The organism is Rhodococcus sp. NPDC059969 (assembly GCF_042738325.1).
Lineage (GTDB): Bacteria > Actinomycetota > Actinomycetes > Mycobacteriales > Mycobacteriaceae > Rhodococcus_F.
This window is the reverse complement of record NZ_JBHWUF010000001.1, coordinates 1,160,642-1,186,728: the sequence shown is the minus strand read 5'-3', so window position 1 is coordinate 1,186,728 and position 26,087 is coordinate 1,160,642. Positions and strand designations below refer to the sequence as shown.

Sequence of the window (26,087 nt, the reverse complement as noted above, 5' to 3'; positions counted from 1 at the left end):
AACATGACAGAACAGCTCGGACGCCAGAGCACGTCTACAGATCCGAAATCGGACGACCACACCTTCGCGAGCCTCGACCCTCGCAACGACTCCGTGGTCGCGCAGCACCCCATCGCCGACCAGCAGGCGATCGAAAAGGCAGTCGCCGCAGCTCGCACCGCATCGAAGTGGTGGGATCAACTCGGATTCCAAGGCCGCCGGAAAGTGCTCGGTAATTTCCGCGCCGCAATCGCAACTCACGCCGAATCGATGGCGGCGATCATTTCCGCCGAGACGGGAAAACCCAGCGACGACGCACTACTCGAAGTCATGCTGGCCGTCGAACATCTCGACTGGGCGGCACGCAACGCACAGAAAGTGTTGCGCCGCAGACGCGTCGGCGCCGGACTGATCAGCGCCAACCAGTCTGCCTCAGTCGGATACCGGCCGATGGGCGTCGTCGGCGTTATCGGTCCCTGGAACTATCCGCTGTACACACCGATGGGGTCGATCGGCTACGCACTGGCCGCCGGTAACGCCGTCGTGTTCAAACCGAGCGAACTCTCACCGGGCGTCGGCGTCGAATTGGCCCGCTTGTGGAACATCGCTGCACCCGGACACCCTGTCCTGCAGACCATTACCGGTGACGGCAAAACCGGCGCACTTCTGTGTTCGTCCGGTGTCGACAAGATCGCATTCACCGGTTCGACCGCTACGGCGAAGCGTGTGATGGCCGCCTGCGCGGACACCCTCACTCCCCTGGTCGCCGAATGTGGCGGCAAGGACGCCATGCTGGTGGACTCCGACGCCAACCTCGATGCAGCCGTCAGCTTCGCCGCGTTCGGGGCAGTGGGCAACGGCGGACAGACCTGCGCCGGCGTCGAGCGAATCTACGTCGTAGCACCCGTGTACGACGCTTTCCTGTCCAAACTCACAGCCGCACTACGGGACGCCCACGCCGGCGCCACCGACAGCTCGACCTACGGGCCGATGACGCTGGGAAAGCAGACTGCGATAGTCCGGGGTCAGATCGAAGACGCTCTCGGACGCGGTGCGAAAGCTGTACTCGGCGGACTTGATTCGTTCAACGGTCCGTTCATCGATCCGATCATCCTGACGGATGTTCCGGAGGATTCCACTGCGATCACCGAGGAAACGTTCGGCCCGAGCGTGGTGGTGAACAAGGTGGCCGACATGAACGAGGGGATCGAGCGCGCCAACGCGTCGAAGTACGGCTTGGGCGCCTCGGTGTTCACCAAGAGTTCGTCGAAGGGCAGAGCGATTGCCGAGAAGCTCGAATGCGGTGTCGTCACGGTCAATTCGGTTCTCGGATTCGCCGGAATCGCCGCCCTGCCGTTCGGCGGGGTCGGCGATTCCGGATTCGGCCGTATCCACGGAGCTGACGGTCTGCGTGAGTTCAGCAGCGTAAAATCACTTGCCGTTCAGAAGTTCAGCGCTCCGCTGGACCTGCTGACCATCGAGAGAAAAGCTCGAGACATGAAGATCTCTCGTTGGATGCTGGCGAAGCGCCACTCAAAGTCCTGAGAGGTCGGGCGATCAGCCGGCAGTGACGAGCACCTGTTCGGCACTGTCGGCTGCTTCGAGTTCACGAACCAGCGGAAGCACCTTGGCCCCGAAGTACTCGATCTCCTCCTGGAAGTGGAGGAACCCACCGAGAATCAGATCGACACCGCGACGGCGATATTCGACGATCCGATGAGCGATCTGCTCCGGCGTGCCGATCAGTTGCGAGCGAAAGCCGTCGTTGTACTGAACCAGGTCCTCGAACTTGGAATCCGCCCACATGCCGTCCTTGGACGCGGTCGACGCGCCTGCCTGCTGAACTGCATTCTTGAATCCCTCGACCGCAGGGCGGTTGGCTTTGGCGATGATTTCCCGCAGTGTGTCTTTTGCTTCGGCCTCGGTGTCGCGGGCGATGATGAACCCGTTGAGCCCGAACTTCACCTCCCGATCGTTCTCGCGAGCAACCCGGCGAACGTCGACCAACTGTTCGGTGACTCCGTCGTAGTCCTTGCCGTTGCTGAAGTACCAATCCGAATAGCGGCCGGCGTTCTCTCGGGCTGCCGCCGAGTTACCACCTTGGAACAGTTCGGGATTGGGACGCTCCGGAGTGTTGAGAGGCTTCGGCTTCAACGTGAAGTCGTGAATGCGGTAGAAGTCTCCGCGGAAATCGACGTCGTCCTCGGTCCAGATCTTGCGAAGAACCTCAAGGAATTCGGCGCTACGCCGATAGCGCTCGTCGTGCTCGAGCCATGGCTCACCGAGGTGAGTGAACTCGTCCTTGAACCAACCGCTGACGACGTTGACGGCAAATCGACCGTTCGACAGATGATCAGCGGTAGCACCCAGTTTCGCCAATACTGCCGGCTGCCAGAGTCCGGGGTGTACCGCGGCGATCACCTTGAGCTTCTCCGTTGCCAGGAGTAGCGCGAGGCTGAAGCTCGTGGATTCGTGCTGGAACTCGGCCCCGTAACTCGCCTCGTAGCGAACCTGACTCAGGGCGTACTCGAAGCCGTTGTTCTCGGCGGTTTGCGCCAGCTTCTTGTTGTACTCGTAGTCCCAGCTGGTCCGCTGCTCGATGTCGGAGGTGACCAGACCACCACTGACATTGGGCACCCAGTAGGCGAACTTGATCTCGTCGGCGATACGTTCAGTAGACATAATGTCCAGCAAACATGCAGTTCCCGGCTATTTCCAGGGTAGCGATCACACAGGTTGTAAGTGTTGGGTGGGTGCTACGACCGTGAAACGGTGGCAGCATGACTGCTGTGGACATTCAGGAGATCGCGCACCGCATCACCAGCGAAGACGAGGCGCTCTCGGTGGCGTCACAGCTGTCCGCCGAGTTCGCGGCAGGTGCCGGCGTCCGCGATGCGCAGCGCCTTCTTCCCCACGACGAGGTCCGCGCCCTGGCGAAGTCCGGCCTGCTCGGACTCTCGGTGCCGAGGGAGTTCGGTGGAATCGACGCGAGCACCGAGACGTTGACCGAGGTCTTCCGTCTACTCGCCGAAGGTGATCCCAGCATCGCGCAGATTCCCCACAGCCACTTCACCTTCCTGGAAGCGCTTCGGTATCAGGGGTCGAACGAGCAGAAGCAGTTCTTCTACGCCGAGGCATTGTCGGGTAAGCAGTTCGCCAACGCCCAGAGCGAGCGCGGCAACAAGACCATCGACATCGACGGCACCACTCTCACTCCCGACGGCGAAGACTTTCTGCTCGAAGGTCGCAAGTTCTATTGCACGGGAGCGCTCTTCGCAGACTGGATCGTAGTGCGTGCGGCCAATGCGGACCAGTTCACCGAGACCGGCGCGCAAGTGAAATCCGTGGTCTACCTACCTCGGAATACACCCGGACTGTCGATCGTCGACGACTGGGACGGCATGGGGCAGAAGACAACTGCAAGCGGAACCGTGACCCTGGAATCCGTGTCGGTGCCGCGGTTCAACGTCGTACCCTTCACATCGCTGTTCGCGCATCCGACCACCTACGGGGCACAGGCACAGATACTGCACGCCGCGATCGACACCGGCATCGCGTCAGCCGCACTGCGCGAATCCGTGGAACTCGCCGCGAAAGCACGTCCCTTCTTCGAGGCGAAAGTCGATACGGCGGTGGAGGATCCACTGCTCGTTCAACTCGCAGGCGAAGCGGCTATCGAGGTTCGCGCTGCCCGATCCCTCTTGGCGGAGGCAGCGCGATCGATCGACGTGGCGCGTCGTGATCCCACCGAGGACTCCACAGCCCGAGCGTCCATCGACGCCGCAACTGCCAAGGTGGTCGGCGCCAGGGCGTCATTGGCGGCTACGAGCACGTTGTTCGAAATCGGCGGTACCCGAAGCGCAGGCGAGTCTGCGAACCTCTCGCGGTTCTGGCGTGACGCACGCACCCACACCCTCCACGATCCGACCCGATGGAAGGTCCAACACATCGGGCGCTGGACGCTGTCCGGGACAATCCCACCGAGGCACGGCCTGCTGTAATCGCCGACTAGCCGGAATTCACGTACCCGCTGATCAAGACGTCGAGACCTTCCAAGTAACTCTCAGTCGTCGTCCCTGCAGGCCAGTCCTCGAGCACCTCACTGAGTACCGGCAGTTTCTCGGGCCCGATTTCCCGGATCTTGACCGCGAGAGGTGACACACTGCCTTCCGGCCGCGTCGTGGTGTCGTAGATGTTGAGCAGCGCACCGAGCGTGTAGTTCCACAGTGCTCGATAGACCAACAGTGCGCGACGCGGGGACATACCGAGTTCGACACACGCGGCCATCGCCCGGTCCACCAAGACCACAGCGCCGCTCCCGCCGCGCCCTCCGCGCTGAAGCAACTCGATGATCCAGCGCTCCGACGCCAGCTTTTCGAAGATCGCGGAAAAGATCATGCGAAGGCGCTCGACCTGATCCTGTGGCAGGACCAGTGAACCGAGGTCTTGTGAGTACACATCGAGAACCGCACTGATCAGCTGTTCCTTGTCGCCCACGTGCCGGTACAGCGCCATCGGTGTGGTGCCGAGCGACTTCGCCAACGCTCGCATGCTCAATGCGTCGGCGCCACCGGACTGAAGTTGCCGTTTCGCCTCGTCGACTATCTGCTCCGCCGTGATCGTCGGGGGACGTCCGAGCCGCGGTGATCTCGGTTCCATCTTTTCGGCCATCCGTCGATTGTGCGCGCCCCTGCTACGACGCTCTCGCCCGGGGAACCCCTTGCATCTCAGCCCTCAGCAAGGTAAACCTAACTACTTATGAGAACGCGTATACAAATTGGTTACCTGCAATGACAACAACAACCCGGGCGGTAGCGGCGCCTGCTCTGATCCTCACAGCCGCCGCGGCAGCACAGTTCCTGGTGGCCTTCGACATGTCGGTCATCAACGTCGCACTGCCCGACATCCAGAAATCACTGAACTTCTCCGACGCCGGATTGTCCTGGGTCGTCAACGCGTACGCCCTCGCCTTCGGCGGACTGCTGCTTCTCGGCGGCCGTCTGTGCGACGTAATGGGCACTCGTCGGGTTCTGGTTTCCGGGCTTCTGCTGTTCGCCTTCGTCAGCATCGTCGGCACCTTCTCCGTGTCCGCCGAGATGCTTGTCGGAGCTCGGGCGCTTCAAGGCGTCGGCGCTGCGATGATCGCGCCGGCCGGGCTCGCCGCCCTCAGCCAAGCCTTTCCCACCGGACGCGCCAGGGCGAAGGCATTCGGCATCGGGGCAATGTCATCAGCGCTCGGCGGCGCACTCGGTGTCGTACTGAGTGGCATCTTGACCGAAGGGCTCAGTTGGCGATGGGTGATGTTCGCCGGCGCACCGGTGGCCCTGCTCGCCGCAGTTGCCGGCGCCCGTGGACTGCCGGCCGGCCAAGCCGCCAGAGGCGGCTCCCTCGATCTCCCTGGGGCCATCTTGGCGACGACGGGCATCACCGCCCTGGTCGGCACCGTCATCGCCACCGAATCACATTCCTGGACTTCAGGTTACGTGCTGGGTGGATTCGCGCTCACGATCGCCCTGCTGACCGCCTTCGTTGTGGTCGAAAGCCGCTGTGCCACCCCACTGGTACGACTGTCCACCCTGCTTCGACCCCGAATCGGGCTGGCCAACGCCATCATGTGCCTGGTGTGCGCGGCACAGTTCAGCGCGTTCTTCTTCGTCTCACTCTTCCTGCAACGTGGGCTGGGCTATTCGCCGACCATCACCGGTCTGGCTTTCTTGCCCTTCTGCTTCGGCTTGGTCATCGGCATCCTTGCGTCCACCAAACTCCTTCCGCGCTACGGAGTTCGGCCGCTGCTCGTAGTCGGAACAGCAGTCGCAGCGATCGGAACTTTCATCTTCTCGACCATGAACGTCGACAGCCCCTTTTGGGCCGTCATCCTGGTGCCTTCGCTTCTGGCGAGCATCGGCATCGGTCTGTCGTTCATGCCGCTCAGCAACGTCGCCACGGCCGACGCTCCTCCCGAGGAAGTCGGCATGGCATCCGGGCTGCTCAGCACGTCGCGTCAGATCGGCGGTTCACTCGGACTGGCCGTTCTCGTGAGCGTCGCCGCTTCCTCGACGGCGCGCTCGGACAGCGCACCGACCGAAGCACTGGTTTCCGGATACTCCCAAGCCCTCTTCGTCTGCTCCGGCCTGCTACTGGCCGGAACCCTCCTGTCCTTCTTCTTCCCACGAATGGATCGTTGACCTCAGATGTTCACCACCCGAACCGCATTCGGCATCGTCTCGGCGCTTCTCCTCACCGTTGCCGGTGCAAGCGCGTGCAGCAGCTCCGCCGAGTCCGACACCGCTTCTGCAACTCGCTCCGTCACACACGAACTCGGCACCGTCGAAGTTCCGGCATCACCGCAGCGCATTCTCGCGCTCGACGAGTATGCGGGCCTGAGTGCACTCGCGCTCGGTGTGAAGCCCACCGTCGTCTACAGCACCCTGCGATCGGACGTCGCCAAAACAATTCTGCGCGAGCAGGGCGTCGAAGTTCTCGACAAACCGACCTTCTTTGCCAACCCCGCCGTCGAGGAGATCGCGTCGGTCGAACCCGACGAGATCTTGATGAGTAATGCCGGCCCACTACCGAGTCTGTTCGCTCAGATCAACGCCGTGGCGCCGACCTTGGTCCTCCCCTACTCGGCACCGTGGCGTGATGTGCTGGAACAAGCTGGGGCACAGCTTGATCGAGACAGCGAAGCAACCGCGATGATCGAAAAGCTGGAATCCGGTCTCGAAGACGTCAAGATCGCGGCGGCCGGCCAGAGCCTTGCAATACTTCTCGGCTACAGCGGAAACCTGTTCACCGTGCCACCGACCACTCCCATCTCCACATTGGTCACCGAGGCGGGTTTCACCAGGCCGGTGTCGGAAGTCAACGCGACCAACAATCAAGACACCGGCACGATTTCACCCGTCTCCCCGGAGCTCCTGCCCGAGCATGCTGCGCAAACCGTCGCCGTGCTGTCCGGCCAGCAGTACGACGCATCCATCGTGCGAAACACTCCGCTGTTCGACAACCTGGCGCCCGATCCGGCGCACGCACTGGACGTCAGCGGCGATCTCTGGTTCGGCAGCCATCCGTTTGCGATCTACTGGATCATCCAAGACCTGGACGGCATCGCACATGGCAAGGGGCAGAGCAGCATCGGAACCCTCGACAGTGCCGACGCGCGATGGGCGGCATTCAGCGCGCTCTGACGTCCTGACGGAAAGTCAGCGGAGAAACACCCACCCGGGTGGCGAAGAACTTCGTGAAGTTCGCAGAATCGTCGAACCCCAACTTCGACGCCACCTGGGTGACCGTGTCCGTACCGAACGACAGTAGACGTTTCGCTTCGAGCACCACGCGCTGATCGATGTACTGCTTTGCCGTCATTCCGGCCGCGGCTCGGGTAGCCCGCAATACAGTCTTCTCGGAGTACCCGATCTTGTTGGCGTACTCCGAAACCGAACGGACCGTGGCGAAGTCACGTTCGACAACGGAATGGAACCTTTCGAATACGTCATTGTGCGCCAGCACCGAGCTCTGTTCCTGCCCACCGAGATGGGTCAGCTTCAACAGAATTGCGGTCAGCGTGTGCCGCAGAATGGCCGCGCGAACGACCGGCGCAGAAGTATCCGGGCAGCCGTAGTTGAGATTCAGGTGTTTCATACCCGTGCTGATGGTCTCGAGGTTCTCGCCGGACAACTGCCACGCGGCCTGCCGACTGTGAGCGTTCCCGTCCAACAGTTGCTGGCTGACGGCATCGAGCGACGAGGGCGTGAAGAGAACAACCGTCGCCTCGAAATCCTGGATTCGACCCCACTGTTGCACTTGCCCCGGTCTGACCCAGAACACAGTCCCCGGGCTGACCGCGTAGTTCACGAAGTCGATGGTGTGTAGAGCCGAGCCCTCGGTCACCAGCGCGAGTAGGTGAAACTGCGGACGTTGAGGGCCGACGAACTCGGCGCTCCCCCCGTTGATGCGAATGGTGTCCAGGCTGAGAACCTCGATCTCGGTCGCATCAGCAACCGAAGATGCGTACCCGACGTCCCGGACGGGTACTTGTCTGTTTTTCACTAGTTCGGGACTCATCTTCACCGTGACCGAATACCCGAATGCGACATACCGTCACAGTATCAATCAGTTCGCGCTCGGATAGGAATCCACAGTGAAATCAGCAGGCCCGACAACAGCAGGCAAGACACAACTCACCTACGTCTTCGACGCCTATTGCGGATGGTGTTTCGGCTTCGGCCCTGCATTGACGGAGTTCGTCCGTCGAAATGCCGATTCCATCGACTTGTCCGTAGTCAGCGGCGGACTGTTCACCGGCGAGCGCGTCGCACCTATGTCTTCGGCTCCGTACCTCAAATCAGCCAACGCCACCATCGCAGCTCAGACCGGAGCCGTCTTCGGTGACGGATATTCACAACTGGTGGCTGACGGACGGTTCGTCATGGATTCGACGGATGCCGCGATCGGCCTCGCCGCGCTGCGCGCGCAAGACCCGACACGCGCGCTCGACATCGCGGAGGCCATGCAGATCGCGTTCTACCGAGACGGTCGCAGCCTCTCCGATCCCGAGACGTACCGAACTGTTGCAACATCGCTCGGACTCGACCCCTCTGCCGCAGTGTCTTCCCTGTTCACCGCCGCTTCGAAGGATGCCGCCCGCGCCGATTTCGTGCGAGCACGCAGGCTCGGCGCCACTTCGTTTCCGACGCTCCTGTTCCACGGAAGCGACGGGTCCGTCGTGAAATTCGGTTCGCCGACCAGTACCGCGGCCGATCTCACCCGCGATCTGAACACGTGCGTGCGGGCGTATGCGGTGGCTTGACCACCCCCGTCCTCGCCACCCCTTCCCGAGCGAAAGGTACGTTCAGCGCCTTCAGTGCACCGAACGTACCTTTCGCACAGCAGCGGTTCACCGAATTCACACACCTCCCCGTTCTGGTTTGATGAACATCGGAACAAATTGCACCAAGGGGAGGAAAACCTGTGGTTTCAGATCCGATCACCGGCCTGGAGATGGAACTTACCGACATGTGGCAGAAGGGTCGGGCACGCTCGCGCGACGACGCACGCGCGATTCATCCCAAACTCGACCCCGCTCTGTACCACGTTCTCGTGATCCTGAGCCGGTCCGACGCTGTTCGGATGGCAGACCTGATCTCGATACTCAACATCGAGAAGTCGACACTGACCCGGCAGATCGATGCAGCGGCCAGGCTTGGTCTGGTCGAACGCATTCCCGATCCCGACGATGCCCGCGCAAAGTTGGTCGCGCTGACGCCCGAAGCCCGAACGAAGCTCACGACTTACCGCACCCAGCAGCTCGAACGCTGGCGTGCTCGTTTGGCGCAGTGGGACACCGATGACATCACCACTTTGACAGCCCTCTTACGTCGGCTCGCTCAGGCCAAGGACTGACACGAGAACAGTTGTGGGTTAGAGCCAACTCGAACAGTCGGACGAACTTACCGGGTCACGACACTTCGGCTGCAGCACGCAGAATCAACTGGGTGACCTCGTGTGGGTGAGACGCCAACGATGCATGGCCTGCGTCGAGTTCCTCGATCTCGCGGGCACCGATACGCTCTGCCATCCATCGCTCGGTCTCCGGCGGAATCATTCGATCCTGCCCTGAGACCTGGTACCAACTGGGCTTCCCGCGCCATGCCGGCGGTCCTGACGGGTCCGAGAAGCACTGACCCGCAATGGGTTTCTGCGTCAATGCCATGACCAATGCTTCGGTGTCGTCGAGATCCTGGCTGAAACTCTCCTGAAACTTGTCCGGGGCGATCCACAAGAAGCCCTCGGCATCCGGCGCGATGTTCGCCGCTCCCGCCGGCTGATCCGTGCGGGCGAAGATACTTCCCAGGCTGTCACCCTCGTCCGGCGCGAAGGCAGCGATATACACCAGTCCCACAACGTTTTCCGCATGGCCCGCGCCGGTGATCACCGCGCCGCCGTACGAGTGTCCGACCAGCAGGGTCGGGCCGTCCATCGATTCGGCCAGCTTCCTGGTGCGGTCCACGTCGTCGGCGAGCGAAGTAAGTGGATTCTGAACCGCCACCACTCGATGCCCGGCGTTGTGCAGGGTGGGTATGACGTGACGCCAATGAGAACCGTCTCCCCAGGCTCCATGCACCAGAACGATGTTTACCTTCTCTGCCATGACCAACTCCTCCAGATACGCAGTGCGACGAATACTCCGACGATCGGCAAGCCTTCGAAATCAGGGCCTTGCCTGTTACCCACGTTAAGGGGATCCTGGATCAATAACCATGACCAGATTGCCAAGTTTTTGTGCAGAAACGCCGAATGCCCGAGATCATCGGAGTGATCGATCCATGACGAGCCCATCATCACAGCGGTACGTACCCACCACCGACGAGACTCGAACCCGGGATACCCTCTCGCACGTTCTCGAAGTCGTTCACCTACGCGGCGACCAGATTCATCGCTGCGTCCATGACGAGAACTTCACCGTGGAGGTCCCCGCTGGAGTGCGTGCACTTCACATTGCCGAGCACGGTGACATCGTGATCAGAACGCAGGGCAAGGCCCCGATCGAACTCAGCCCCGGGGAACTCGTACTGTTGCCTCATGGACTTGCCCACACGATCGAGAATGCGATTCCGATGGTTCCGATCACCGAGACTCGTTGGCTGTTCGGGACTTTCACACTCGACGACGTCGCAGCGCAGCGACTGCTCTCAGTTCTGCCGGACTTCGTCGAGTTGCGTGCGACGCCGGGGACCCCGGTCGAGTGGCTCGAGGTGAGCAGCCGACTGTTGGGTGCTGAGGTGGACGATCCGAAACCTGGTTCCTCCGTGATGGTTTCCCGGATTCTCGACCTTCTCTTCGTCCAGATTCTCAGAGCGTGGGCACGAGCCGACGGATCGAACGGCGGATGGCTGACCGCAGCCATGGATCCACGAATCGGGCAGGCTCTCGAGGCCGTACACAACGACCCGTCACGCAACTGGACCATCGACGAACTGGCCACGCTCTCCACGCTGTCGAGATCGTCTTTTGCAGAGCGCTTCTCGCGACTGGTCGGCCAGACACCCGGCGCTTACATTACCGAGCGCCGACTCGACCGCGCCGCCGAACTACTCGTGCAAACCACCGAGTCGGTCGGAACCATTGCAATAACTGTCGGCTACGAATCCGATGCCGCGTTCAGCCGCGCCTTCCGTCGACGATTCGACGCCTCACCGTTGAACTGGCGGAAATCCAACTCCCACAATCGCTGACGTCAGGTCGCCGCGATCACACCGGCGACCGGGATCCGGCCCAGAACTGCAACCCGGAAGTCCACCATCGCGCGCTCCACGTGATTGGCGCTCGAGACCACAACCACGCCGGTCGCGCCTCGATCGGCGAGAATCCGCGCAGAGTTGAGCGCGTTCTCCACCGTGGACCACGACGTGCCTTCTTCGGTGATCCGGCCCGGGTCAACGCCGTTGGCGACGAGCCATTCGCGCATGGCTCTGGCTTCAGTGACACCCGACTTCGGTGCCCCACCGCTCGTGATGATCGGAGACTGCGGGTACTGACGAGCTAGCTGCAGTGCCGCCTGAAGTCGGTCGACCAGCATCGGACGCATCGTGCCGTCATCGAAGAGTCCTGCACCGAGAACGACGATGTTGGTGCCCACCGGATTGAGGTCCAGCAACACCGGCGACTGACGCGTCAGCGTCTCAGCACTCGTGCACGCAAGGATGAGGGATCGCACCGGCGTCTGGCACCCACCCACCGTCGACAGGATGCCGTTGACGACCGTCGTCGGAGTGATGTCGGCGCTCGCTGTCGCCGGCGACAATCCCACACCGGCTGCGGCGATTACCGAAGCAGCAATCAATCCCTTCGTCAGAGACCTACGAACATTTGCCATGTAGCCGAACCCCCAAAAATTGTCGGTTGTCCAGCACACGGTAACGAACGTTTTGTCGCGATTGCATCATTTGACCTAAATCTACTGTTCACTGACCGTCACACAGACTAAACATGAAGGTTTCACAACGATTTGGTTTCGAAACCGTCATCTACCAGCGTCTCGATTCGACGCGCCCGCCGCATTTCCGATCTGAGCTGCAGCATCCCCGAGCAGGTGGGCGACACTGGACGGCAACAATTCGTTGTTGCAGATCACAATGTTGCATCCAGGTGTTCCGGCTCGCCCCGTCCCGACAATGGTGTCGAAGATCAGTTCGGGATTCGCGAAGCCGACAAGCTGTGACGGATCGTCGATCAGGGGACCGCCTGAACCGTGTGCGGGAGGCCCGACGTACGGAGGCGGCGGAACGTCGACGATCGAAGCGACGACAAGCCGCAAGAACTCCTGAAGATCAGGATTCGATTCACCGGTCAATCCCGCCGACGGGTCTGCAGGGTCGAAGTAGCTCGTCAATCCGTCCCTTACGATGACCAGGTCACGGCTGGGAACCACGACGATCAACTGCCCGAGCATTCCGACAAAACCGTAGAGGTCCCGAGGCGCGTTCCGCCACACCGGATGCGAAACATACTTGCTCACCGGCGCATTCACGGAATAGAAGTTCTCGCCCGCATTCACCCAGGTCAAGAAGCCGTACCCGCCATTGGACGGAGAGGGCGCGGACAACTCGCGGAGTCGATCAACGTCTGATCGCGCCACGCGCCTCGTTGCACCATCAGCTGACCCAGTCTGGCCATGTCTCCCGGCCGGATCGCCAACCCACCGGCTCCGATGGTGTCACCGGAACGATCCCGCACCCATACCCAGTGGTCACGCGGAATCCCCAAGGGGCCGAACAACTCTTGTTGTACGAAATCCTGAAAGTCCCGTCCCGCCGCATTCTGGACGATCCGAGTCAGCACCGTGACAGTGGTCTGTCCGTACGCGAACTTGGTTCCTGGTTCGGCCACGAACGGAAGGTGCAGCGTCTGTTGCACCGCGTCTGTGTAGTAGCCCGCAATGTCAGCACCCCACGAGAAGTCGAGCCCGGACGACTGAGTCAGCAACTGCCGAACTGTGATGTCAGCGTGTTCCTGGTCAAGTCCCCCGATGTACTGACCGACTCGATCGTCGAGTCCCAACAATCCGAGTGTGTTCGCCCTGCCGACGGCGAGCGCAACTACGCCTTTCGACGAAGAAGCCAACGGGAACGGAATCGCATCGGCGACGCCGTCGACGTTGGACGCCGCGAGACATCCATGCCGCAACACACGTATGGACGTCGACGCTTTGGCTGTGCCGAAGTCGACTGCTTGCTGCAGCGCCGCAGCGTCGAACCCCAGTTCCGATGCGGGACGCTGTGTGAATTCCCCAGCCGTACCGGGGTTCTCGCAAGAGGGCGGGGAAGCTCCCACAGGTGCCGCGACTGAACCGGCAATCAACGCACCGAACAGGGGAATCAAAAGAGCGCGGCGAAAACCGCGAGAATCAGACACGTTCACAGAGAACCACAGCCGCATCACGTTTGGGAAGTGTCCGCCTCCAATCCTATTGCGCGACGCGCTCCCAGCGCCATCGTGACCTGCACAAGATCTTTCGGCGCCGACAGGTCAAGTCCTGTCAGGGAACTCGCTTTACGCAGGCGGTACACCACAGTATTCGGATGCACGTGCAACTGCCGGGCGGTGGCGGCGCGATCGAATCCGGAGTCGATGAAAGATTCGAGTGTCTCGAGCACGGCAGTATCGGACTCCAACGGCGACAACACATCTGCGAGGATCGGCAGCGCAGCGCTTGGCCGGGTCAGTTGATACTCGACTGCAAGATCCTCGAGACGGACCACCCCACTGGTACGTCCGTACTTTCGGGCAACGTTCAGCACCTCGCGCACCTGCTTCACCGCTGCGGGAACTGCTGCTGGTGCCGCGACGTCGACGGCGGCAACCGTCGATGCACCGATGACCTTCTCGAGATCACCCAACCGGCGACACAGGGCGAGGTACTGCGGACTCGATGCCCAGCTTCCCTCTGCGGGTTCCGATTCCACAATGGGAATCAGGACGGCTCCGCCGCTGCTGCCGAGCACCCCGAGGGCTTTGTCCCGCCCCACCTGATCCAACTCTCGTTGCAGGTGGCGCACCTTTCTCCGCTCGGCAACGGCAGTGTCCACCTCGGTCGAGGACTCGTCGTCGTTGCGCTCGACGTGCAGCGCCACCACCCAGTACAGGCGCGCCAACCTGATGCCCACGTCGTCGGAGACCCGATCAACATCGACACCCGTCGAAAGTGCTACGAACAATGACCTTCGCGCAGAATCCTCGTCCGTCTGGGTGGCGTGGTCGGAACCGTAGCCGGCAAGAACCGCCGATGTCGACGCCGCAGCATATGCGTTCAAGAGTCGTCCGGTGCGCGCGAGAGCCACACCGTCATGTGCGAGCGCCCATTCGGATATCGTCTCCCACCAAAGCCCCGCACCCAGGTGATATGCCCGCAACACCTCGCCGAGCGGAACCAATTCCTGAGCTCGCTGACGGGCGGACTCACTGATGTCCGCGAGCGTCTCGGGCGCCAGATCAGCACCCGTCCGCAGCATCGAGATGAACAGTTCCAGATTGCGTCTGACGATGGTCGTGACGTCGTTCCGCAATGCCTCGTCGGGGAGCAAACGATAGAAGGTGACGTCGCGGTGCACCAGATCAACCGTCGCAATGACCAGCGGATGGGTGCGCTGCGCCAATCGGTCGGCCAGAGATCTGCCACCAACCATTATCGGCTCGAACGGCAGATCTTTGTTTCCAGACACAAAACCCTCCATAGAATTGAATTGCCACCACAAGGCCGACCTGCCTTTTTCCTATCACTATGTAACCCACGCCACTCACGAATTCACAATCAGTGGCATGACTGGAAGTCTCACCTTCGACCAATAGGAGCCCCGAGTGACGTGGAAGACGCGCAGCGCAGCCATTCTGGCAGGCGTCGTGACTGCCGGTTCGATCGCGGCTCTCGGGACCGGTGTGTCAAGCGCCGAGACACCTTTCAGCACTATCCAGTACGTCGCACTCGGCGATTCCGCGGCGGCCGGCCCACTGGTCACCGCGCAGGACTCGTCGTCACCGGGCTGTCTACGATCACTCGACAACTACCCGTCCGTGGTGGCGCGAGAACTCGGCGCTCAACTCACGGATATGACCTGCTCGTCGGCGCGATCCGCCAACGTCACGGACACCGCACAATCGACGTTCTCCGGTCAAGTATCACCGCAGGCAACAGCATTGGGGCCTGATACCGACCTCGTCACCATCACCATCGGTGCCAACGACATCTCGTTGTTTCCGACAGTTCTGAGCTGCGTCAATCCACTCCCCGAACCCACCGGAACGTCCTGCCGTGACAAGTTCACCAACGGTGGCGTCGATCAACAGCGACAGATGATCGAAAATGCCTCCGCAGGTTGGAGTTCCATGATCGAAGTAGTTCGCGACCGGGCACCCTCGGCACGCATTGTCGTGATCGGATACGGGACGTACATCGCCAACGGTGGATGCCCCGGCACCCAGCCGTTCTGGCCACGCGACGCGGACTATCTCCAGAGTGTCATCGACTACGGCAACACGGTTATGGCAGCCACCGCGGCGCGTCACGGTATCGAGTACATCGACATCACCGAAGCCACTGCCGGACATGACATCTGCACAGACCCTGCCACTGCGTACTACACCGGTATCGTCCCCACCCAGCCGGCGGTTCCCCTGCATCCCACTGCAGCCGGCATGCAGGCGATCGGCAACGCCGTCGCCGACGCTCTGTCCTGAGCTTCTCCCCCAGCACAATTCATTCAGCACTCGCGAAAAGGGTGGAACAACCATGTCAATTCAACGAGACGCTCCGCCGCTACCGTCCGTCGACGGCGCCCCGGTCGGAACGCGTGACAAACTTCTCGGCGGCACACTTGTCGCACTGTTTCTCGCGAACATGCTCAACTTCTTCGACCGGGCAATCCCCTCGGTCGTCGCCGAGCCGATCAAGAACGAGTTTTCGCTCAGCGACTTGCAATTGGGGCTGATCACCTCTGCCTTCACCCTCGTCTACGCAATCGCCGGGCTGCCGCTCGGCCGGTTGGCCGACACGAAGAATCGCCCCAAGATCATCGGCATCGGCCTGCTGGTGTGGAGCGGGTTGACAGCGGCAACCGGTGCTGCCGGCAGCTACGTGCTGTTCATCCTCGCGCGCTTGGGTGTCGGTGTGGGCGAAGCGACCTTCACACCCGCCGCCAACTCGATGATCGGTGATATCTACCCGGCGGAACGACGCTCACGTGCTCTCGGTGTCTTCATGCTCGGCTTGCCGATCGGCCTCATGCTCGCCTACTTCACGGTCGGCAAGATCGCCGAGGCCTTCGACAGCTGGCGCGCCCCGTTCTTCCTCGCCGCGATTCCCGGTGTCCTTCTGGCAGTTGTCCTCTACCGCATGGCCGATCCGGTTCGCGGTGGTTCCGAAAGTCCGGAGGCTCGCGCAGCCGCTGTTTCACAGGCCCCGATCACCCGGCCGATTCGTCGTCTGCTCGCAATTCCGACGCTTCGCTGGCTCATCCTTGCCGGACTGACCTTCAACTTCGCTGCCTACGCGGTCAATTCGTTTGTCGTCCCGCTTCTGATGCGTCAGTACCACCTGAAACTGACTGCTGCGGCTTCGGTCACCGGAATCATCGTCGGAATCACGGGCCTGATCGGATTGCTTCTCGGTGCGCGCTACGCCGACAAGGCCAGCGCACGCTCGCCGCGGGCACGTCTGATGATCGGCGTCGGAACCTCGGCATTGGCAGCGCCTTTGACGGCGCTGGCGCTGCTGCAGCACGGCGGGAGCGTCGTGATGTTCACTCTCTTGTTCTCCGCCGGCTGGTTGTTGGCCTACGGCTTCTACATCAGCGTTTACCCCGCTATTCATGACGTCGTGGTTCCCAGGCTCCGCGGCACTGCGACGGCGTTGTTCTTCGCTGCCATGTACCTTCTCGGCGGATTCTCCGGACCGGTTGCCGTTGGAGCGATCTCGGACTGGTTTGCCAAACGCGCTCTTGCCGACGCCGGTACCGGGAAGTTGGCTCAGTACGCCGGCGACGGGTTGAATTCGGCCATGTATCTGGTGCCGATCATGTTGGCACTCACCGCGGTATTCATCTACCTGGCTACCCGCACTGTCGGCAAGGACTCCGCGCGTATGCAAGCGGAACTGAGCCAGGCCTGACCGACAAGTTCACGGACGATGGCGGGGCTCCCCAGAGCCCCGCCATCGAGGTCAGTTCACCGTGATCGCCAGAGTCGACAGCATGGACCGCAACATGTCCGGCAAGCGAGCGATCATTCGCTGCTCGGTTATCCGAACGGAGACTGGCGCCGCCAGCGTCGCTCGCCACAGCTCCGGCTGATTCTTCATCAGGTTGTTGTAGACCGGGAGCAGCTGATCGTTGATATAGGTCCACCGACCGTCACGGTCTGCCCAGTTGAAGTCCGGAAGCGGTGTTTTCACAACGGCATTGCCCACCGCGAACGAAAGCGGGTTCGACTCGCGTGGCGGCACAACGCCCGGCATGGACGGTGATGCGGCGAAGGTGGTCAGGTAGGTCAACGAGCGACCGACGCTGCCGCGGTACGCCTTCGCCTCGTCCCACTGATCACCCACCGACTGGTACTGCTCACGTCGCAGCAGACGCACATTGCCGTCGAAGACCGATTCCGGTGTCCCCGAAGCAATGTTGTTCCACGCGATGCGGGCGTTCTCGTCGAGCAGCCCCGCGCGATCGAGTTCGGCGATGCCGTCGACACCGTTGTGAACCCACGCCATGTGCATGGGAATCAGATCCGAGAAGATGTGTTTGCTCATCGCAATCACCTTGCCCTGGAACCACATCACGTCCTCGGGGCGAATTTCGTGACCGACCTGGAGCAGCGCCGCAATGTCCTCGGGAGCCCCCATCGACGTTGTGACCGGCGATCCGACGCGGTCGATCTCTCGCCACACCAGCGCCATCGCTTCGCTGATCGCCTGGACTTCCAGCACAACCCGCCCGTAGTCCAAGTCGAGGAGCCCACCGGCGAAGGCGGGCCCCACCATTCCGCCCATACCTGCCCACTGCAGTTCTTGATGCTCGAGTTGGAGTCGCTCGTAGAACTGGAAGGTGTTGGTGAGGTTTCCGAGATTCGCGTGCACTCCGTCGAACGGTGTCCACGAAGCGAGATCGATTCCTGCGGATTCGGTCCCGACCGCGAGCCAGTACTGCTCGAGCAGTGTTTGATAGCGACGCGGATCCACTCCCGAGGCTCGGGCGGTATCCACCAAAGACCGAAGAGTTGCGGAATCCGACGGGAGTGACGGATGCAGACCGCCTGCGGCTTCGGCGTTTGCGTTCACCGCTTCCAGGTCGAGGTAGCTGTCGAGGACACCGTTGTTCGCGGACGCCCGGCCGCCGAGTACGACGGCTCCACCGACACCTGCCGAAGCGGCGAGAACCGTGCGCGCAAAATCCCTGCGCGTCAGAGACTTCCGCATGCTCATCGTCCCTCTGCTTCGTCGAACGTCTTTGCCAGCCAGGCGATGTCCTGCATGCCCAACTGATCGGTCACGGTCTTGTACAGATTCGTCACGTAGTCGAGCGGTCCGCACTGCGACGGGATCAGGTCCACGTCACCGCCGTCTGCTCGATACGTCTGTGCCAACTGTTCTGCCTCACTGAAGGGGACGAGGAAATCGTCCTCACAGGAAGAAATCAGAAGCTTGGAGGCCGGCGCCTGCTTTCCCAACGTGTTGTCCGCGTACGCCTCGGCCAGTGCCGGGATCGTTCGGGGCGCCGGGTTGGTGAGCAGGACGTCGAAGGGAACAAACGGAAGTCCGAGGTACAGCGCCTGACACGACGCGCGGAAGGCTGCGGCCACGTTGTGACCGATCGGAGTGAGGTGATCGTCGAGTCGGATGTCGGGGTAGCCCGCGTCGAATCCGAGAATGCTCGAGAAGACGAATCCCGAACCGATCCCACCGGCGGCCGTCTCCTCGAACGTTGCCGGGTCGATCATCATCGCTTGGATGGCGCTGGCCTGGACGTTCAATTCCGGCGCGTAGTCATGCGCCTGTTCCGCGGCAAACCCCGCCGCGACACCGCCTCCGGCGACCCCGTAGATACCCACAGGTGTATTTGATTCGAGGCCGGCTTCAGGAAGCGCAAGTGCTGCCCGCACACCGTCGAGCGTTGCCTTGCCCGAGAACTGTCCGATCGAGAACGGATGAGGTGAAGTGTCTCCGTCGTTGCCGACGTCGCTCATCATCACTGCCCAGCCGTGACCGAACATCTCTGCCACCGGGCCGAGCGCCGAGAACATCGCAGGGTCGCTTTGGTTGCCACCGGTCCACTGATGACTGGGCGCGCAGTTCGCGCCCAGGCTGTCGTTCGCCTCGGCGTATCCGATGACCTTGCGATCACCTGGCGCGGTTCCGTCCTCGGGAATCATCAGAATTCCGGTGCTGATCACCTGCCGACCGAAGTGATCGGTGGTTGTGTACATGAGCTGGTGAGCCGAGACCACGTCCGGACGGACCTGGTAGACCTGCACACTGACCGGACGCGCTTTGAGAAGAGTGCCAGGGGCGGTACCCGGCTCGATTTCGGGCTCGTCGAACCACGGATCGTCGGACGCGAGCCCGAGTGGAGTCAATTCGGTGGAAATATCAGCGCCTTGGAGTGCCTTCACGACCAACGGGTTGAACACGTCGGCCAGGTCGACGCTCTCCTGCGCACCAGCCGGCGACCCCACCGCAAACAAGGCCACTGCCAGGGCCGATGCCGTTCCGGCGCGCCATGACCACCGTCGCCACGTCGAGTCAAACATCGTTCACGAGTTCCTTACTTTCGGGTAATGAGCACCCCTACACTCCCATCCACCTGCAATAACAGACAAGTCGGGCACCGATCCGTTGGCCGAAAACCTCGATCGGGCTTAGGCTGACGGCACCTGTCCGGCAAGTCTGGCGTGGGAGGTTTGTCTGTGAGTGCACCGACCCGTGTATCGCGAGCTACCGGCGATTCACTCCGAGCTCGACCGCGGCCGTCCAACATCACGTGCAAAATTCTGATGGCCGTGACGGGACTGATCTTCTCCGCTTTCGTGCTCGTCCACATGATCGGAAACCTGAAGGTCTACACCGGTGCCGATCACTTCGACGACTACGCACACTGGCTTCGAACGGTGTTCGAACCCTTCCTGCCCTACGAGGGACTTCTGTGGATTCTTCGTATCGTCTTGCTAGCGTCATTGGTCGCACACGTCTGGTGCGCCTGGCTGCTGACCGTTCGCGGACGCCGAGCGCGAGGGAAATTTCGACGTAAAGGCTTGGGGATCAAGTCTTTTACAGCGCGCACGATGCCCGTCACCGGAGCAGTGCTGCTGCTTTTCGTCATCTTCCACATACTCGACCTCACGACCGGAACCCGACCCATCGGCAGCAGCGAGTACGAAGCGGCCACGCGCACACAGAGTTACGCATACGACAATCTGATCGCCAGCTTCGAGCGTCCACTGGTGGCGGTGTTCTACATCGTCGCGATGGCCCTGCTGGCAATGCACCTCGCGCACGGACTTTGGAGTGCGGTCAACGATCTCGGCGTGACCGGTCAACGGCTGCGACAGATTGCCGTTGCACTCTCCGGAATCTTTGCGCTCGTCGTGATGGTCGGAAACATGTCGATCCCCATCGCAGTGATGGCCGGTGTCATCTCGAAGACAGGAGCGTCATAAGTGAACAGCTTCGAACTCGACGATCTGCGCACCATCGGGGCGCCGGTGGACGGTAAGGTCCCGGCCGGCGATCCACAGACCGCCTGGCCCACTCGCAAGCTCGACTACAAGCTCGTCAGCCCACTCAACCGGCGCAAGTTCACGGTCATCGTCGTCGGTACCGGACTCGCGGGCGCGGCCTGCGCCGCCTCCCTCGGCGAACTGGGTTATCACGTCGAGTCCTTCACCTTCCACGATGCGCCACGCCGTGCACACAGCGTCGCCGCGCAGGGCGGTATCAACGCCGCTCGCGCTCGAAAGGTGGACAATGACAGCCTTGCCCGCTTCGTGAAGGACACGGTGAAGGGCGGCGATTTCCGGGGTCGCGAGGCCGACTGTTTCCGTCTCGCCGAAGAATCCGTACGCGTCATCGATCACATGAATGCCATCGGGGCACCGTTTGCTCGCGAGTACGGCGGCACTCTGGCCACCCGATCCTTCGGCGGCGTTCAGGTTTCGCGCACGTACTACACGCGCGGGCAAACGGGCCAGCAGTTGCAGATAGCGTCGTCGCAGGCACTGCAGCGTCAGATCGCAGCCGGAACGGTCAACCTCCACACCCGAACCGAGATGCTCGATCTCATCGTTTCGGACGGCCGAGCACAAGGGATAGTCACACGCGATCTCGTGACCGGCGAGATCGGTGCCACCACAGGCCATGCCGTCGTACTGGCCTCCGGTGGCTACGGCACCGTGTTCCACAAGTCCACTCTTGCCAAGAACTCCAACGCCACGGCCGCGTGGCGGGCGCACCGACGCGGTGCCCTGATGGCTTCGCCCTCGTTCATCCAATTCCATCCGACGGCACTTCCCGTCAACTCCGAGTGGCAGTCGAAAACCATTCTGATGAGCGAATCCCTACGCAACGACGGTCGGATCTGGGTACCGGCCAAGCCCGGAGACGATCGTGAGCCCGGCGACATTCCCGAAAATGAACGCGACTACTACCTCGAGCGCAAGTATCCGGCATTCGGGAACCTCTCTCCCCGCGACGTCTCTTCACGGGCCGCCCGCGAGCAAATCGACTCCGGTCACGGCGTCGGCCCGCTGAAAAACAGTGTGTACCTGGATTTTCGCGACGCGTTGGCACGGCTCGGCCGCAAGACCATCGAGGAGCGGTACGGAAATCTGTTCTCGATGTATCGCGACGCCACCAGCGAGGACCCGTACACCGTGCCGATGCGTATCGCCCCTGGAGCCCACTTCACCATGGGCGGACTCTGGAACGACTACGACCAGATGACCTCCATCCCTGGCCTGTTCGTCGGCGGCGAGGCCGGGTGGGGATATCACGGTGCCAACCGCCTCGGCGCCAATTCGCTGCTCTCGGCCTGCGTCGACGGATGGTTCACCCTTCCGTACGCGATTCCGAATTATCTTGCGCCGCTGCTCGGATCAGCACCTCTCGAACTTTCCGATCCCGCAGTGACGTCGACGCTCAGTGACGTGAGCGGTCGGGTAGACCTGCTGCTCTCGGTCGGCGGAACACACGGCCCCGACAGGTTCCATCGTCAACTGGGCGAGATCCTCTACGCGGGTTGCGGCGTCACCCGAACGGCCGAGGGCTTGACGAAGGCGATCGCCGAAATCCGAGCGCTACGAGCCGATTTCTGGTCGAACCTGCGAGTTGCCGGCAGCGGAAACCAGTTCAACCAGGAGTTGGAAAGGGCCGGCAGGGTAGCCGATTTCCTCGAGCTCGCCGAACTGATGTGCGTCGACGCACTCGATCGTGACGAGTCCTGTGGAGCGCATTTTCGTGCCGAACATCAGACTCCCGACGGCGAAGCACAACGCAACGATCAGGACTGGTGCTTCGTTTCGGCGTGGGAAACCGCCAAGGACGGCAGACACATTCGACACGACGAGCCGTTGTCCTTCACCGCTGTTCCACTGCAGACGAGGAACTACGTATGAAAATCACCGTGGACGTATGGCGCCAGTCCGGACCCGAATCGCCCGGAACGTTCGACACCTACCAGGTGGACGACGCGACAGTGGAGATGTCGCTACTCGAGCTCCTCGACCGACTCAACGACCAACTAGTGGAGAGCGGCAACGAACCCATCGCCTTCGATTCCGACTGCCGTGAAGGGATCTGCGGGTCCTGCGGCATCACGGTCGACGACGTTCCCCACGGGCCGGTTGCGAACACTCCCACCTGCCGTCAGCACCTCCGAAGCTTCTCCGACGGTGACCGAATCAAACTGGAGCCGTTCCGCTCCACAGCTTTTCCGGTGGTCCGAGACCTCGTCGTCGATCGTTCGGCGCTCGACCGGGTGCTCGAAGCCGGTGGATACGTTTCGGTCAATGCAGGAACCGCGCCGGACGCGGACAGTCAGCCGCTCTCGCATCAAAGTGCCGAAGCGGCGCTGGACTTCGCCGCGTGCATCGGCTGCGGCGCCTGCGTGGCAGCCTGCCCCAACGGTGCCGCGCACCTCTTCACCGGTTCCAAACTGACCCATCTGTCCCTCGCCACGCAGGGACGCAACGAACGTGGCAAGCGGGCCCGAGCGATGTCGCACCAGATGGAGGCCGATTTCGGGCCGTGCTCGACCTACGGTGAGTGTGCCGATGTATGTCCCGCGGAGATACCTTTGACCGCGATTGCCGCTGTCAACAAGGAATCGATGCGATTCGGATTGCGGCGCAAGGACAACTGACAATCACCACGCGCCGATCAGCTTCATCCACGCCCCGCCGATGATCGTCCAGATCAGGATGATCACGACGCTCATCACGAACCCGATTCGGAACCATTCCGAAGTCTTGATGTATCCGGATCCGTAGATCACTCCGGCCGGGCCGGAAGCGTAGTGCGAGATTCCGCCGAACAAGCTGCCGATGAAGCCGAACACCAAGGCCGAGAACAGTGGCGGTGCACCGGTTGCCACTGCTGCGCCCAGGAATACCGCGTACATCGCAACGATCTGCGCGGTATTCGATGCGAACAGATAGTGCGCGTAGAAGTAGACCAGCGTCAGGATCGCAAAGGCCCAGATCCACGGCAATCCGTCGACGCTCGAAGAGACCTGCGTTCCGATCCACGAGATCACGCCGAGTTCTTCGAGATGGCTCGCCATGCCGACCAGAACGGCGAAGAACACGAGCGTCTGCCACGCCCCGGTGTCGTGGACGAGGTTGTTCCACGTCAGCACCTTGGTCACCAACAGGATGCCGATCCCGACGAAGGCTGTTGTAGTGGCATTGACGTTGAGTTGCGATCCGAGGCACCAGAGCACCAGCAGCAGAACGAAGGTGGCAGCCATGATCTTCTCATTGCGACTGATCGGGCCTGCCTTGCGGAGTTCCTCCCGCGCTTGCTCGGGCGCCTTCGGTGTCTTCAACATCGTGGGCGGGAAGATCTTCGACATCACCCACGGAATCGCGATGAGACTCGCAATCCCCGGAACCGAGGCTGCCAGCGCCCATTTGCCCCACGAGATGTCGATGCCGATCTTGGCCGCCGCATCGACGGCCACGGGATTACCCGCCATGGCGGTGATGAACATCGCCGAGGTGACGACGTTGACTTGCAACGAGGTGAGCAGCAGATACGCTCCGAGTTTCTTGCGAGAGTCCTCGGGCTCGGGATTGGAGTCCTCCAACTTGCTCAGCGAGACGATGATCGGATAGACGACGCCACCAGCTCGGGCGGTGTTCGACGGCGTAGCCGGAGCAAGTATCAAGTCCGTCAACGCCATTCCGTACGACAAACCGAGGCTCGACTTGCCGAGCTTGGTCACGAACATGAGCGCGACACGTTTGCCGAGTCCGGTGACCAGAAAGCCTTCGGCGATGAAGAACGACGCGACGATCAGCCAGATCGTCGTGTTGCTGAACCCGGACAGCGCTTCGCTCGGCGTCTCGGTCTGGGTGATCATGGCGATCGACAGACCGACCAGCGCCACCGAACCCGTCGGCAGGGGCTGCAAGATCAACGCCACGATGGTGCCGACGAAGATTCCGAGCATGTGCATGCCCTTGGGATCCACACCGTCCGGAACAGGCATGAAATAGATGATCAAGCCGAGGATGACGGGCACAGCAGCCGGGTAGTACCGCCTGAGCACCGATTGTTTCGACGGCTCCGTCGGCGGTGTCTTTGCCGGCGGTGTCGTTCCAGCGAGAGACTCGGTGCTTTCGGATTTGGCCTCGGACATGTATATCTCCTCGACTTCTCGCCCCAGGTGATCGCCCCAGATGATTGTCCCCCAAACGTCCGGTTTTCGTGCGGTCAATCGAAGTTCGAGAGAATGCCCTCCTGCGGTATCCACTGCTCTGGATTCCACAGGAGGGCTCATCCCCGGGCGCAGACTGCGGCCCTGGGGTGCGACACATCTCCCTCAAAAGGGTGCGCCTATAGATCAACAGGAGGCGCCGGCGTGCCGCAAGCTTGAATCTCGAAGAGATCCTGTTTCGGTGTTGCTTCAGCATGCCGGTCGGTGCTCGTCAGCACATGGGTCGAATGGCCTGTTCGTCTACCTGTTTTCCGCTCAGCACCGAGTACACCGACGTTTTTCCTCGGCCTACAAACAGGTACGCCACCGGGTAGTTGAGCCGTTGTCGGCAAGCGTGCCGCGCCGCCAATCTGGTCATACCTCGGAACCACGATCTGGCGACGAGCGCCCGGCCCACCTCAATCACATTTCAGCACTGACGATTTCGAGTGCCGCGATATGCCGCAAACCACTGCAGCGCCACGCCGAGCCGAGATCGCTGTCCCTTCAGACCGATCAAAGGAAAGAATCATGGGAATTCACCGGAAGAACAATCGTTCTCGCGCCAAACGATCCGTCACGACAGCCGCAGGAGCAGGCGCTCTCGCACTTGCCTGCACCATCGTTACCACGGGCGTTGCCAGTGCGCACGATTGGTCGCAAGTTGCCATGTGCGAGAGTTCCGGAGACTGGAACATCAACACCGGCAACGGCTTCTACGGAGGGCTCCAGTTCACACAGTCGACGTGGGACGCATACAAACCGGCAGGCGCGCCGGACCGGGCCGACCTGGCGTCGAAATTCGATCAAGTCGCGGCTGCGGAGGCAACCCTCTCAGCTCAGGGCATCGGTGCGTGGCCGGTCTGCGGCGCCTACCTCGGCTGGGGCGGCACCACCCCTGATTCGACCACCTCGGCTCCCTCGTCGGCAGGTTCAGCGGGCGACACGGTGACAGTTTCCGCGGGCGATACGTTGTTCAACCTTGCTTCTGCGAAAGGGATTCGTTGGCAGGATGTTTGGGCCAGGAATACCTGGATCGCCGATCCCCACCTGATCTTCGCGGGTGATGTGATCCAATTCTGAAGCAAGACCGCCGAGAGGTAGACCCACGAATCGAGAACATTCGTATCGGGCCGACGACCGGTTGCGCCA

24 protein-coding genes are annotated in these 26,087 nt (G+C 61.7%); 13 read left to right on the top strand and 11 right to left on the bottom strand.

Going from position 1 to position 26,087, the window contains the following annotated elements:
* The first annotated feature begins 3 nt into the window (after window positions 1–3).
* Window positions 4–1,524: an aldehyde dehydrogenase family protein gene (locus tag ACFWAD_RS05375; protein ID WP_378541964.1), complete on the top strand. Its 1,521-nt coding sequence runs from the start codon at window positions 4–6 to the stop codon at window positions 1,522–1,524.
* Window positions 1,525–1,536: 12 nt separating this feature from the next.
* Here ACFWAD_RS05375 and sfnG read toward each other — a convergent pair whose 3' ends face one another.
* Complete coding sequence (gene sfnG, locus ACFWAD_RS05370; protein WP_378541962.1) at window positions 1,537–2,661, bottom strand: dimethylsulfone monooxygenase SfnG; 1,125 nt, start codon at window positions 2,659–2,661, stop codon at window positions 1,537–1,539.
* A 98-nt stretch (window positions 2,662–2,759) separates the two neighbouring features.
* Between sfnG and ACFWAD_RS05365 the strand changes: the two genes are divergently transcribed.
* Entirely contained in the window at window positions 2,760–3,980 is a 1,221-nt protein-coding gene (locus tag ACFWAD_RS05365) for an SfnB family sulfur acquisition oxidoreductase (RefSeq protein ID WP_378541960.1), read from the top strand.
* Between the two features lie 7 nt (window positions 3,981–3,987).
* Here ACFWAD_RS05365 and ACFWAD_RS05360 read toward each other — a convergent pair whose 3' ends face one another.
* Window positions 3,988–4,650, bottom strand: coding sequence for a TetR/AcrR family transcriptional regulator (locus ACFWAD_RS05360; RefSeq protein WP_378541958.1), 663 nt, complete (start codon window positions 4,648–4,650; stop codon window positions 3,988–3,990).
* 119 nt (window positions 4,651–4,769) lie between these two features.
* On the opposite strand from ACFWAD_RS05360, the gene ACFWAD_RS05355 reads away from it, so the two are divergent.
* Both ACFWAD_RS05355 and ACFWAD_RS05350 read left to right on the top strand, forming a co-directional pair.
* The gene (locus ACFWAD_RS05355) at window positions 4,770–6,164 is read left to right on the top strand and encodes an MFS transporter (RefSeq protein ID WP_378541956.1); all 1,395 of its coding nucleotides are present in this window, start codon (window positions 4,770–4,772) and stop codon (window positions 6,162–6,164) included.
* 6 nt (window positions 6,165–6,170) lie between these two features.
* Complete coding sequence (locus tag ACFWAD_RS05350) at window positions 6,171–7,166, top strand: ABC transporter substrate-binding protein (RefSeq protein WP_378541954.1); 996 nt, start codon at window positions 6,171–6,173, stop codon at window positions 7,164–7,166.
* Here the strand turns inward: ACFWAD_RS05350 and ACFWAD_RS05345 are convergent.
* Window positions 7,153–8,028: a helix-turn-helix domain-containing protein gene (locus ACFWAD_RS05345; RefSeq protein WP_378541952.1), complete on the bottom strand. Its 876-nt coding sequence runs from the start codon at window positions 8,026–8,028 to the stop codon at window positions 7,153–7,155. The two genes, ACFWAD_RS05350 and ACFWAD_RS05345, sit on opposite strands and share 14 nt — an antisense overlap.
* 91 nt (window positions 8,029–8,119) lie before the next feature.
* On the opposite strand from ACFWAD_RS05345, the gene ACFWAD_RS05340 reads away from it, so the two are divergent.
* Together ACFWAD_RS05340 and ACFWAD_RS05335 are read left to right on the top strand one after the other, a co-directional pair.
* On the top strand, window positions 8,120–8,788 hold the full coding sequence (locus tag ACFWAD_RS05340; RefSeq protein ID WP_378541950.1) for a DsbA family protein: 669 nt from the start codon (window positions 8,120–8,122) through the stop codon (window positions 8,786–8,788).
* A 161-nt stretch (window positions 8,789–8,949) separates the two neighbouring features.
* Window positions 8,950–9,381 (top strand): MarR family winged helix-turn-helix transcriptional regulator, encoded by a 432-nt coding sequence (locus ACFWAD_RS05335; RefSeq protein WP_378541948.1) that lies wholly within the window; start codon window positions 8,950–8,952, stop codon window positions 9,379–9,381.
* Window positions 9,382–9,436: 55 nt separating this feature from the next.
* On the opposite strand, the gene ACFWAD_RS05330 is transcribed toward ACFWAD_RS05335, so the two are convergent.
* Entirely contained in the window at window positions 9,437–10,129 is a 693-nt protein-coding gene (locus tag ACFWAD_RS05330; protein WP_378530827.1) for an alpha/beta hydrolase, read from the bottom strand.
* Between the two features lie 175 nt (window positions 10,130–10,304).
* Here ACFWAD_RS05330 and ACFWAD_RS05325 point away from each other — a divergent pair, with 175 nt between their 5' ends.
* Window positions 10,305–11,213, top strand: coding sequence for an AraC family transcriptional regulator (locus tag ACFWAD_RS05325; protein WP_378541946.1), 909 nt, complete (start codon window positions 10,305–10,307; stop codon window positions 11,211–11,213).
* 2 nt (window positions 11,214–11,215) lie between these two features.
* Here ACFWAD_RS05325 and ACFWAD_RS05320 read toward each other — a convergent pair whose 3' ends face one another.
* The 4 genes from ACFWAD_RS05320 to ACFWAD_RS05305 all read right to left on the bottom strand — a co-directional run bounded on the left by ACFWAD_RS05320 (window position 11,216) and on the right by ACFWAD_RS05305 (window position 14,699).
* Window positions 11,216–11,854 carry a YdcF family protein gene (locus ACFWAD_RS05320; RefSeq protein WP_378541944.1) on the bottom strand — a complete coding sequence of 213 codons (639 nt, stop codon included), beginning with the start codon at window positions 11,852–11,854 and terminating at the stop codon, window positions 11,216–11,218.
* A 147-nt stretch (window positions 11,855–12,001) separates the two neighbouring features.
* The gene (locus tag ACFWAD_RS05315; protein ID WP_378541942.1) at window positions 12,002–12,496 is read right to left on the bottom strand and encodes a hypothetical protein; all 495 of its coding nucleotides are present in this window, start codon (window positions 12,494–12,496) and stop codon (window positions 12,002–12,004) included.
* Between the two features lie 44 nt (window positions 12,497–12,540).
* Window positions 12,541–13,392 carry a serine hydrolase domain-containing protein gene (locus ACFWAD_RS05310; protein ID WP_378541940.1) on the bottom strand — a complete coding sequence of 284 codons (852 nt, stop codon included), beginning with the start codon at window positions 13,390–13,392 and terminating at the stop codon, window positions 12,541–12,543.
* A 23-nt stretch (window positions 13,393–13,415) separates the two neighbouring features.
* Window positions 13,416–14,699 (bottom strand): PucR family transcriptional regulator, encoded by a 1,284-nt coding sequence (locus ACFWAD_RS05305; protein WP_378541938.1) that lies wholly within the window; start codon window positions 14,697–14,699, stop codon window positions 13,416–13,418.
* Window positions 14,700–14,835: 136 nt separating this feature from the next.
* On the opposite strand from ACFWAD_RS05305, the gene ACFWAD_RS05300 reads away from it, so the two are divergent.
* Entirely contained in the window at window positions 14,836–15,711 is an 876-nt protein-coding gene (locus ACFWAD_RS05300; protein WP_378541936.1) for an SGNH/GDSL hydrolase family protein, read from the top strand.
* A gap of 52 nt (window positions 15,712–15,763) precedes the next feature.
* Entirely contained in the window at window positions 15,764–17,140 is a 1,377-nt protein-coding gene (locus ACFWAD_RS05295; protein ID WP_378541933.1) for a spinster family MFS transporter, read from the top strand.
* 51 nt (window positions 17,141–17,191) lie between these two features.
* On the opposite strand, the gene ACFWAD_RS05290 is transcribed toward ACFWAD_RS05295, so the two are convergent.
* Window positions 17,192–18,448 (bottom strand): Tat pathway signal protein, encoded by a 1,257-nt coding sequence (locus ACFWAD_RS05290; protein WP_378541931.1) that lies wholly within the window; start codon window positions 18,446–18,448, stop codon window positions 17,192–17,194.
* Window positions 18,445–19,773 (bottom strand): lipase family protein, encoded by a 1,329-nt coding sequence (locus ACFWAD_RS05285; RefSeq protein WP_378541929.1) that lies wholly within the window; start codon window positions 19,771–19,773, stop codon window positions 18,445–18,447. Before ACFWAD_RS05285 ends, ACFWAD_RS05290 begins: the two co-directional genes overlap by 4 nt.
* Window positions 19,774–19,929: 156 nt before the next feature.
* Here ACFWAD_RS05285 and ACFWAD_RS05280 point away from each other — a divergent pair, with 156 nt between their 5' ends.
* Genes ACFWAD_RS05280 through ACFWAD_RS05270 form a run of 3 tightly spaced genes read left to right on the top strand, consistent with a single transcriptional unit; the run spans window position 19,930 to window position 23,378 of the window.
* On the top strand, window positions 19,930–20,679 hold the full coding sequence (locus tag ACFWAD_RS05280; RefSeq protein ID WP_378541927.1) for a succinate dehydrogenase cytochrome b subunit: 750 nt from the start codon (window positions 19,930–19,932) through the stop codon (window positions 20,677–20,679).
* Window positions 20,680–22,632, top strand: a complete 1,953-nt coding sequence (locus ACFWAD_RS05275) for a fumarate reductase/succinate dehydrogenase flavoprotein subunit (protein ID WP_378541925.1) — start codon at window positions 20,680–20,682, stop codon at window positions 22,630–22,632.
* A complete protein-coding gene (locus ACFWAD_RS05270) occupies window positions 22,629–23,378 on the top strand; it encodes a succinate dehydrogenase/fumarate reductase iron-sulfur subunit (protein ID WP_378541922.1) in 750 nt (249 codons plus the stop codon). Before ACFWAD_RS05275 ends, ACFWAD_RS05270 begins: the two co-directional genes overlap by 4 nt.
* A gap of 3 nt (window positions 23,379–23,381) precedes the next feature.
* Here ACFWAD_RS05270 and ACFWAD_RS05265 read toward each other — a convergent pair whose 3' ends face one another.
* On the bottom strand, window positions 23,382–24,878 hold the full coding sequence (locus tag ACFWAD_RS05265; RefSeq protein WP_378541920.1) for an anion permease: 1,497 nt from the start codon (window positions 24,876–24,878) through the stop codon (window positions 23,382–23,384).
* A gap of 588 nt (window positions 24,879–25,466) precedes the next feature.
* Between ACFWAD_RS05265 and ACFWAD_RS05260 the strand changes: the two genes are divergently transcribed.
* Window positions 25,467–26,018 (top strand): transglycosylase family protein, encoded by a 552-nt coding sequence (locus tag ACFWAD_RS05260; RefSeq protein WP_378541918.1) that lies wholly within the window; start codon window positions 25,467–25,469, stop codon window positions 26,016–26,018.
* The last annotated feature ends 69 nt before the right edge of the window (window positions 26,019–26,087 follow it).

Excerpts from the sequence above, each read along its gene's own strand:
- ACFWAD_RS05375 (WP_378541964.1), top strand. The coding sequence starts at position 4 with ATGACAGAACAGCTCGGACGCCAGAGCACGTCTACAGATCCGAAATCG.
- ACFWAD_RS05325 (WP_378541946.1), top strand. The coding sequence starts at position 10,305 with ATGACGAGCCCATCATCACAGCGGTACGTACCCACCACCGACGAGACT.
- ACFWAD_RS05285 (WP_378541929.1), bottom strand. The coding sequence starts at position 19,773 with ATGTTTGACTCGACGTGGCGACGGTGGTCATGGCGCGCCGGAACGGCA.
- ACFWAD_RS05365 (WP_378541960.1), top strand. The coding sequence starts at position 2,760 with ATGACTGCTGTGGACATTCAGGAGATCGCGCACCGCATCACCAGCGAA.
- ACFWAD_RS05350 (WP_378541954.1), top strand. The coding sequence starts at position 6,171 with ATGTTCACCACCCGAACCGCATTCGGCATCGTCTCGGCGCTTCTCCTC.
- ACFWAD_RS05290 (WP_378541931.1), bottom strand. The coding sequence starts at position 18,448 with ATGAGCATGCGGAAGTCTCTGACGCGCAGGGATTTTGCGCGCACGGTT.
- ACFWAD_RS05265 (WP_378541920.1), bottom strand. The coding sequence starts at position 24,878 with ATGTCCGAGGCCAAATCCGAAAGCACCGAGTCTCTCGCTGGAACGACA.
- ACFWAD_RS05360 (WP_378541958.1), bottom strand. The coding sequence starts at position 4,650 with ATGGCCGAAAAGATGGAACCGAGATCACCGCGGCTCGGACGTCCCCCG.
- ACFWAD_RS05355 (WP_378541956.1), top strand. The coding sequence starts at position 4,770 with ATGACAACAACAACCCGGGCGGTAGCGGCGCCTGCTCTGATCCTCACA.
- ACFWAD_RS05260 (WP_378541918.1), top strand. The coding sequence starts at position 25,467 with ATGGGAATTCACCGGAAGAACAATCGTTCTCGCGCCAAACGATCCGTC.
- ACFWAD_RS05330 (WP_378530827.1), bottom strand. The coding sequence starts at position 10,129 with ATGGCAGAGAAGGTAAACATCGTTCTGGTGCATGGAGCCTGGGGAGAC.
- ACFWAD_RS05295 (WP_378541933.1), top strand. The coding sequence starts at position 15,764 with ATGTCAATTCAACGAGACGCTCCGCCGCTACCGTCCGTCGACGGCGCC.
- ACFWAD_RS05270 (WP_378541922.1), top strand. The coding sequence starts at position 22,629 with ATGAAAATCACCGTGGACGTATGGCGCCAGTCCGGACCCGAATCGCCC.
- ACFWAD_RS05320 (WP_378541944.1), bottom strand. The coding sequence starts at position 11,854 with ATGGCAAATGTTCGTAGGTCTCTGACGAAGGGATTGATTGCTGCTTCG.
- sfnG (WP_378541962.1), bottom strand. The coding sequence starts at position 2,661 with ATGTCTACTGAACGTATCGCCGACGAGATCAAGTTCGCCTACTGGGTG.